Source organism: Thiohalocapsa marina (assembly GCF_008632335.1).
Taxonomy (GTDB): Bacteria; Pseudomonadota; Gammaproteobacteria; order Chromatiales; family Chromatiaceae; genus Thiohalocapsa; species Thiohalocapsa marina.
Genome location: NZ_VWXX01000029.1, coordinates 41,248 through 49,729, shown reverse-complemented (window position 1 = coordinate 49,729; position 8,482 = coordinate 41,248). Strand labels below are relative to the sequence as shown.

Here is an 8,482-nt window from a genome sequence, read left to right as displayed (position 1 = left end):
ACCAGCCCCTCCTGCACGGCCACATGCGCCAGAGCGGCTTGCGTCCAATGCGTCTGCACCAGGTTGTACGCACTCGGCGGCTCGCAGGCCAGGGCGATGATCGAGCAGATCTGCTGTGCCGTGAAGGTCGCCGGTGCGCCCGAACGCGGCGCATCCGCGAGCCGCTCATGCAGCGGCTGACCGTCCGTCGCGCGCCAACGCGCACGCCAGCGCTGCACCGTCGAGCGGCTCAGACCCAGGTGCGCGGCGCTTTGACGCACGTCGACCCCTGCCGCGCCCTGGAGGATCATCCTCAACCGCCTGATCAGGCGCTGCGGCGCGCTGTGCTGGCGCTCAACCCCTCAGGTAGGGCACGAGCGGGTAGCCGCAGTTGTCGCGAGGGATGACCGGATTGGCCAAGACATGGCAGGCTCTTGATCGAAGCGCTCTTCTCCGCGAGTGACAATCCGCGGCCAACCCGTGGCGGCCAGAAGCCCCCGATTCTTGCGCATGCGAAAAAATGCCTGTGGATTGCCCTTGTGGTTTTCGTTGGAAGGTCCGCAAACAGGTGCTATTTTATGGTCCACAGAAGTCTGGAGAGCAAAGCCCATGCGCGTGAAGTTTTCAGAAGACGTGGTGCCCTTGACCGACCTCAAGGTCAATCCAGGGCGTGTCGTGCGCCAGGCAGCCGAGGTTCATCGTCCCGTGCTACTGACCAGCCGGGGTCGCGGGGTTGCGGTTGTTCAATCGGTGGCTGACTTTGAGCGAGACGCAGACGAGCGCGATTTTATGCGGGCAATCGTCGCCGGCCTCGCCGACCTAGATGCCGGTCGGGAAGTATCGCTTGCCGAGGCGAAGTCCCGGCTCGGCTTGTCCAAAGCGGATGGCTGAGATTCGCGTCACGCTTGCCGAATCAGCGCTCGGTGATTTAGAGGGCATCCGGGAATGGTACGAGGAGCAGGGTGCTGCAGATGTCGGTGCGCGACTCATTTTGGAGGTCCTTGAGCACATCGAGCCCTTGTCGGACCATCCCGAGATTGGGCGTATCGTTCCTGAGTTTGGCCAGACTTTCCTGCGTGAGCTGGTCCATCCGCCATTTCGGATCGTTTACCGCCTCGACCCGGGGCGGGCCCGCATTGTACGCGTCTGGCGTAGTGAGCGGTTGCTGCGGCTGCCACCTTCGGACCTGTCGCCGTCTCCAGAGGACTAAGCGTCCCCGGAACCTTCGGTTCTGGGCTCTCCACTTGACTGGACCTCATGGGAGCGATCAGCCCCAATAGGAACGGATGATAGCGAAGTGCGGCCTTGAACGAGTGCGCGGGCGGACGCTCCATTGTTTCATCCGCACCGATATGATCGACTCTAAGGATGTCAGTGAGCAGCTTGCCTCGGAAACCAGCGACTGATTGATCCTTTAGACATCTCGGTACCAATGGACGATCTTAGGTAGATCAGACCACGAAACTATGGACGACGTATCTTGACTGTCTGCAGTTGGCGGTAATCCTGACGCTTAGCCCTAGGTCCGCAAGGTCTGCTCCTGGGACAATCCGGCCAATGAGGGATGCTGGTTTCATGTCTGCTTTAGGTGCGGGCGGCTCTTTCCCGAGCCGTTGGCGCTAATTCAGTGCAGTCGAGTACACCGCTAGCCAAGGTGCACCTATCAGCAAGTCGTCAGCCAATAGCTGGTGATGCTCATCACGGTAGCCAGGGCGCTGCGCATGACCTTCGGCCGCTGACAGGCGCAACACAGGCTCATGCGGTGATGCGACCCCAGGCCGCGGCATTGATCGCATCGCTCGCCTGAGACCGCCACAGACCGGATCCCGAATGGTTAAACTGCGCCGATGAGCAATAGCGAAGAACAGGCACATGCGGCGCGCCACCTCCTGGCAAGCGCCTTTGAATGTGTCCTATCCACCCTTTCGCTGGAATCTCCGGGTTACCCCTTCGGATCCGTTGTCCCCTATGTCCTCGGCCAGGGCGGTCTGCCGCTGTTTTTGCTGAGCCACCTGTCTCAGCACACGAAGAACCTCGACGCCGATCCGCGCTGCGGCCTCCTGGTCGCCGAGGCTGGCGACAGTGATGTCCAGCAGCGCGGCCGCCTCAGTGCGGTTGGCAACATGCACCGCATCGAGCCGGACGAAGATGCGGAACGCTACTTCGCCTATTTTCCGCGGACCCGGATGTACTTCGAGCAGCTCGGCTTCCGCTTCTACCGATTCACCCCGATGCGCTTCCACTGGAACGGTGGTTTCGCGACTGCGCGCTGGTTCGGGCTCGACCGCATCCTGCGTCCCAACCCGCTGAGCCGCGAGGCGCAGGCGCAGATCGTCGATCATATGAACCGGGACCATCGGGATAAGCTGCGCAGCTACCTTGGTGCAATGGCAACCAGCGTCGACGCCGTTGAGATGCTGGGAATCGATGCCGAGGGAATCGACCTGCGGGTCGATGGCCGTCTCCACCGCATTGCGCTGCCACGGACGATCAGCTCCGCCGCGGCGGCACGTGAGATGCTGGTCGAGATGGCCCGGCAGGTGCGCTAGAGCGCCCCGCCGCGCAGAGCCGGGGAGTCGCCGGAACAGCTTTTTGCGGGCACCAAGGTCTCCGGTGGCGTGGCCTTTGCGGAATCAGCGCGGCAGCTACACGGCTCCTGAATGTCCGCAGCGGGTGCCACAAATTCTTCCGCTCAGTCCCGAGGGCGGCGAGGTCGCCTTCTGGGGCGATCCGGTCATCGCCAGCGGTCCCATGAGCTTCCGGTGACGAGGGCATTTGCTCCATAGCGGCCACTGTGCGGCGTCCACTTATTCGTATCCAGGTCATCACCGCTGCGTGCGCAAAGCGGTCTGCACCGCATCCAATCGTTCGATGGCGATCAAGGTAAAGGGTGTCGCATCATTGCCGTCTGAGCTCGACGTCACGCAAGCCCCGCTCATAGGGCCCCACCGACACATTCCGCAACCGATGGGTTCAGAACGCCCGAGTCCTGAACCTCTCACCTTCTGAAGCTTGACCCAATCATGACCCGCTGGCCCAAGATCGATCTATCCGCAATGATCCGGCGTGCCCATGAGGGCCTGCCAGCAAGCCTGTTCGGACTGTTTGATCGGCTCAAGGCGTGGCACGGGGGCGGTCCGCCGGAGTCTTCGGCAGGAGCGTCCGGCACGCCACGGGCGTTCGTACCGCCGCCGGGCGCGCGCTTCGAGACACACTGTTACCGCAGCGCGACGGGCCAGCTCGACTACAAACTCTATCGTCCGAGTGGCGCTCCTGAAGTCCCCCGCCCGCTCGTCGTGATGCTGCATGGCTGCACCCAATCGGCTGACGACTTTGCGGCGGGAACGGGAATGAACGCGCTTGCTGAGGCGCAGTCCTTCCTGGTTGCCTATCCAGAGCAGTCGACCTCAGCCAACGCGACCCAATGCTGGAACTGGTTCCGCCCCGGGGATCAGGTCCGTGACGATGGCGAGCCCGCGCTGATCGCCGGCGCCATCCGCGATATCCTTCGCGACTATCCTATCGACCCGACGCGGGTCTATGTCGCGGGCCTCTCGGCCGGAGGTGCCGAGGCGCTCATCATGGGACTCGCGTACCCCGAGCTGTTCGCCGCGATCGGTATCCATTCGGGGGTGCCCCAAGGCATTGCCAATGACCTTCCCTCGGCCCTTGAGCTCATGCGCGCAGGTGGGCCACATCAGCCCGACCAGCCACGACCGAATAGACGGACACAGGATAACCGAGCCCCATTGATGCCGACCATTATCTTCCACGGCGACCGCGACACCTGCGTCCATCCCGCCAACGCGAGGCGCATCATCGAGCAGATCAAGGGTGGCGCCAGACTCCGCACGCAAACCAACCACGGGCGGAGCGCGTGGGGAATCGGTTTCAGTCAGATCCAATACCTTGACGGGCGGGACACGCCGCTGATCGAGCATTGGATCCTGCACGGCGTCGGTCACGCTTGGTCGGGCGGCAGCCCAGCCGGCTCCTACACCGAGCCGCGCGGGCCTGACGCCAGCCGCGAGATGTTGCGGTTCTTCAGCTTGCACCAGCAGCGAAACATGGCCAGCTGCGTGCACGATTGATCTCCAAACACGCGACAGGCCTGTTTCGATGTGATGGTGGCGCCGGACTGGCGCCAGGGATCGAGCGTGGTCATTGCGGTGCCCTGCCCTGCCTAAACAGTCGGTCTGACGCGCCACCGGGTGCATGGTCGGGTGACAGCGACCGTCATGCCTTTCTGAGCCAAAGAGACGCCGCTGGCGCCATGCCGGCGCGGTCAAAGGCGCTTCTGCGTCTGCGTCAGCATCAGGGACAAGGCGGCTGCCAGCGCGACGGCGAGCACCGGTACCGCCAGCGGCGGCAATGGTACGGGCGCGAACAACCCAAGTGAGACGACGAACCCGAGCCCGAGCATCCCGCGCACGGCGAGGCGATGCGCGAGCGGACTCGGATAGTCGAACCCGGCCTGGCGGATGCGCCGGCGCAGCAGCCCGTCGCCGATCGCCCCGACCAGGGCGAAGGCGAGAAACGGCCACCAGGCGAGTAGCACCACCAGGCGCTGGATGGCCATGTAGAGCGAATACCAGACCACATCGAGCCTTCCTTTCATCCAGGGCCAGATCGGGTTCTCGGCGAGCTTGCCCAGTTCCGGCGTGTGACGCACGGCGGCCTCGTCCGGCAGCAGGAGGCGGTAACTGGCATCGACCAGGCCGGTGTTGAGAAAGAGCGCACCGTACCAGCCCTGGGCGGTTGCGAAGATGGCCGTGGCGCTCTCCAGGCCCAGCTCCGCGCTGATCCAGCGGACCTCCTGATCGCGCACCCGGTTGGACCAGTCCGTCGGCACCAGGGCCGAGAGCAGGATGAATTCCATCAGCAGCAGCCCGAGGGTGACGCTGGTGGTCCAGAGCCAGCTCGACTGGGGTTGGCGCTCAGCGGCCATGGGTGAGCGCACCCGCTGCAGCCGGGCTGGCATGCTTCGATGTCGCCGCCTCCGAGAGATGCTCTGGCGCCACCAGGATCGGCAGCCGGCCCTTGATCGTGCGCCCGCCGGCCAGACGGCCGATGTACTCCAGGTTCGGCAGATGCCCGAGCAGCGCCGGCGGCAGCAGCTCGCCCTCCTCCTCGATCAGCCGCTCGCCGGCGTTGCCGCTGTAGAGCAGCGGATTGTCCGACTGGGTGCTGCTCGCCTGGGTGCGCATGACCGTCTTCAGGCGGATCTTCGGCAGACTGTCGGTGATGTAGGTCTGGGTCTCGGCATCGAGCACGCGCAGCGCAATGAGGTTGTTCAGATTCGCCAGCACCTGGGTCGCCTTGTCGCGGCTGCCGGTGCGCGCGGCGAAATCGGCGAAGCTCTGGGTCGCCACGGTGACCCTCAGCTTGGCCCCGCGGCCCTTGTTGAGCAGCTGCACGAAGGGGTCGTTCATGACCTCGGCGGCCTCGTCGATGAAGACGCTCACGGGCTGGTTGTTGACGCCATAGTTGTAGCGGTCGCCGGCGATGGCGGTCAGCTCGGCGATCAACAGCGAGCCGATGGCGCTGCCGACCATGCCGTCGGAGAGCGAATCGAGCCCGATATAGGCCACATAGCCGTCGTTGATCAGATCGGTCATGCGCATGAGGTCGCGCCCATCGTCCGGGTCCTGCGCATCCGGTGAGAGCAGCGGCCCGAGCGGCCCCGAGGTGAGCATCACCAGCACCGGCATCAGGCTCGCGACCATCTTGGAGAAATGCACCCGCTCGTGCTCGTGCATGTTCACCAGGCCGTCGATGACCGAGGAGGGGTGGCGCGGGGCGATACGGCTGCGGTAGTGGCGGATCAGGGTCTGCACCCGGCCCTGGCCGTCGCGTGCGCGACTGACCAGGGCATCGCGGTCGAAGCCCGCATCGACCCGGGCGCAGTAGGTCGCAAGCGCCCGCTCGACCAGGGCATCCACGCCACCTTCCAGATAATGCCGCAGCTTCACCAGGTTCGGCCGCTCCTCCACCAGCAGGAGCCCGGCGATGATGTGGCTCATGGCCATCTGGCCGAAGGCCTTGAACGGATCGGCGCCGGTCTCCGAGGGCACCAGGGCGGCGATACGGCTGGCGAGCTCCGTATGCCGGCCGAAGCTGGCCATGGGGTCGATGCGGCAGGACTGCTCGGGGAAGGCGGGATGGAAGGCGGCGAACTTCTCCGGCCGCCCGGCGAGCACACAGGCGCGCCGGGCGTTGTCGCGCAGCTCCCGATCGCCCTTGGGATCGATGATCAGCACCGCCTCGCCGCGCAGCACCGCCTGCGTGATCAGCAGATCGAACAGCCGCGTCTTGCCCGCGCCGGTGGTGCCGACTACCAGCATGTGGCCCTCGATGGTGGAGAGCGGCACGGCCAAGTCGTCCTCGCGCGGGGCCAGGCCATGCAGCCAATAGGCGCCGATCTGGGTTGGGGAGAGCGCGGTCAGCCGCGACGGACCGACGCGGAGCAGGTCATGCGCCAGCTGCGCCTGCTCGCGCTCCCACTCGAAGCCGCGCCCGAGCCAGAGCTGGCCCTGGACGCGGTGCATGGTCTCCGCCAGTTGCCCGGCGGTGACGAAGGCGAGCGCCCGGCCGGCGAGCCCGGCGCGGATCGCGCGCATGCGCAGCGCCCCCGGCAGCCAGGTCAGGGCCATCGCGAGCGCACCGAGGGCGAAGGTCTGAAACGCGGCACTGTGCAGCTGCCAATGCCCGGCGCTGGCATAGGCGAAGGCGCCGAGCAGGAGCCAGAGGGCGACCGCGACGGCCTCGAAGTTGGAGCGCCAGGGGGTGTGGTAGCGGTCCATCAGGACGCCGCCGCCGGGGTGGCTTGGTTCGCTTTGGGCGTCAGCGTCTTCGGGAGCTGCCCGTGGGCCTGCGCCGAGAGCTCGGCCGTGAGCACCAGCCAGCGCTGCCCGTCATACTCACGGACCCGGCGCATCGGGGTCTTCGGATCGGGCTCGATCAGACCGTCGGCGCTCAGTGCCTGTGCGGCTTCGGCAGGGTCCCAGCCGGCGGCCGTGAACCACTGCGGATAGCGCAGCCAGAGCAGACCGTCACGCCAGGTGAGGTGGTCGGCCTCAGAGGGTGGCGCGGCTGTCGGTGCCGTGCGCGTGCGCAGCAGCGCGAGCAGACGTGCAGCGCTGTCGGTCCTCGGAGGCGTCGCAGGCGGCGGTTGCTTGGCTGGTCGGCGTGGCGCTGAGTGTGGCGGGCGCGCCGGGGTCGACGGTTGTTGGTGTTCCGGATCTGGTTCCGGCTCTGGTTCCGCGTCTGGTGCTGGGGCTGCAGAGACAGGGCCTGAGTCAGTGCAGCGTTCTGAGCCGGGTTCTGAGCCTATGTCTGCAACGTTGTTGGGCGCCGTGCTCACCTGCCCTGCCCCCTCATCGGTCGCCGTGACAACAGGCTGTCGCGGCGGGGGCTCGTCTCCGGGCTGGCCATGGTGTGCACGCAGATCCTGCTCGATGCTGTGAAGCCTGGCCTGGCGCACGAGCTCCACGAGCACGCTGTCGTAGGGCACGCCGGTCACCGCGGCGATGAAGCCGTTGTAGATGTCGGGATCGGGGTCATAGAGCCAGCGCTCGACGTCGGTCGTCAGAATACGCTTCAGGGCGATCAGGTTGAACAGCTGCTGACCGTCTCGCTCGACCTGAGGACCCGGCAAGCGCCAGCGCACGACATAGCGTGCGATGCCCTCGCGTGCCGCCCAGTCGTTGAGGTCCTCCGTGACCGGCGACCAGGTGCTGCGCGCCTCCGGGTCGGTGATGACGACGGCATGAAAGACCGTCCCGGCGGCCTGCAGCAGACCGCCGAGGGCGGCGGCCGTGCGCAGGCGCGGTTCCAGGCGCCGCTGCTCGGCGCGCGGGCGGTCCAGCCCGACCATGACCGCGCGGCTGGCGCGCGCGGCATGGAAGGCGGCCTCCAGGCCATGCCGATAGAGCCCGCCGGCCGCATGATGGTGAGCGCTCGCGCTCGCGGGGATCAGGTGCACGCAGGCGGCGTAACGCTGGATCACGGGCGCGACATAGGCCGCCCAACGATCGGTGCCGTCTTCATCGTTGCCCAGGGTCAGCTCGCGTCGCAGCCGGGCGATCAACGTCTGCTGCGTCGCCACCAGCTGCTCCAGCGGCGGCAGGGGCAGACCCGGCGGACGCGGCGGATAGCGGGGAATGGGCTCGTCGGGCGCGGCGGGGGATGGGGGTGGAGACGTTGGCACCGGTACAAGGCCCGGGACCTGTGGCGGCCCGGGTGTCGGCATCGGCGTCGGCCCGGGTGTCGGCATCGGTGCCGGTGCCACCTGGCCAGTGGGTGCAGGGATGGCAAGGGAACGAAGACGGCGCAGGAGGTGCATGGGCTCGCTCGGCGGTGGTGCGTTGACAGACCCGTGGCCTGGCCCGAGACGCCCCGGAACCAAACAGGGCACCTGAGAGGGCACCAGACAGGGCGAGCCGGGCGCGGCATTGGCCAGCGGCGGCACAGCCTACTGCAGGGCCAAGGTGGCCGCAGCCGC

The 8,482-nt window shown here is 66.5% G+C and carries 8 protein-coding genes; 4 read left to right on the top strand and 4 right to left on the bottom strand.

Going from position 1 to position 8,482, the window contains the following annotated elements; genetic code table 11:
• On the bottom strand, window positions 1-290 hold a 290-nt coding region (locus F2Q65_RS14975), incomplete at its 3' end, for a helix-turn-helix domain-containing protein (protein WP_150094221.1).
• Window positions 291-588: 298 nt separating this feature from the next.
• On the opposite strand from F2Q65_RS14975, the gene F2Q65_RS14970 reads away from it, so the two are divergent.
• The 4 genes from F2Q65_RS14970 (at window position 589) to F2Q65_RS14955 (ending at window position 4,070) form a co-directional block, all read left to right on the top strand.
• Window positions 589-870: a type II toxin-antitoxin system Phd/YefM family antitoxin gene (locus F2Q65_RS14970; RefSeq protein WP_150094214.1), complete on the top strand. Its 282-nt coding sequence runs from the start codon at window positions 589-591 to the stop codon at window positions 868-870.
• Window positions 863-1,189 (top strand): type II toxin-antitoxin system RelE/ParE family toxin, encoded by a 327-nt coding sequence (locus tag F2Q65_RS14965; protein WP_150094213.1) that lies wholly within the window; start codon window positions 863-865, stop codon window positions 1,187-1,189. Before F2Q65_RS14970 ends, F2Q65_RS14965 begins: the two co-directional genes overlap by 8 nt.
• A gap of 637 nt (window positions 1,190-1,826) precedes the next feature.
• Window positions 1,827-2,528 (top strand): HugZ family pyridoxamine 5'-phosphate oxidase, encoded by a 702-nt coding sequence (locus F2Q65_RS14960; protein WP_150094212.1) that lies wholly within the window; start codon window positions 1,827-1,829, stop codon window positions 2,526-2,528.
• Window positions 2,529-3,002: 474 nt separating this feature from the next.
• Window positions 3,003-4,070, top strand: coding sequence for an extracellular catalytic domain type 1 short-chain-length polyhydroxyalkanoate depolymerase (locus F2Q65_RS14955; RefSeq protein WP_211354053.1), 1,068 nt, complete (start codon window positions 3,003-3,005; stop codon window positions 4,068-4,070).
• Between the two features lie 194 nt (window positions 4,071-4,264).
• Here the strand turns inward: F2Q65_RS14955 and F2Q65_RS14950 are convergent, their stop codons facing one another.
• The 3 genes from F2Q65_RS14950 to mobH are packed head-to-tail and all read right to left on the bottom strand — an operon-like array spanning window position 4,265 to window position 8,323.
• Window positions 4,265-4,960 carry an IncC plasmid conjugative DNA transfer DtrJ family protein gene (locus F2Q65_RS14950; RefSeq protein WP_246156261.1) on the bottom strand — a complete coding sequence of 232 codons (696 nt, stop codon included), beginning with the start codon at window positions 4,958-4,960 and terminating at the stop codon, window positions 4,265-4,267.
• Window positions 4,917-6,782: a conjugative transfer system coupling protein TraD gene (gene traD / locus F2Q65_RS14945; protein ID WP_150094211.1), complete on the bottom strand. Its 1,866-nt coding sequence runs from the start codon at window positions 6,780-6,782 to the stop codon at window positions 4,917-4,919. Before traD ends, F2Q65_RS14950 begins: the two co-directional genes overlap by 44 nt.
• Window positions 6,782-8,323: a MobH family relaxase gene (mobH, locus tag F2Q65_RS19715; RefSeq protein WP_246156260.1), complete on the bottom strand. Its 1,542-nt coding sequence runs from the start codon at window positions 8,321-8,323 to the stop codon at window positions 6,782-6,784. Before mobH ends, traD begins: the two co-directional genes overlap by 1 nt.
• Between the last annotated feature and the right edge of the window lie 159 nt (window positions 8,324-8,482).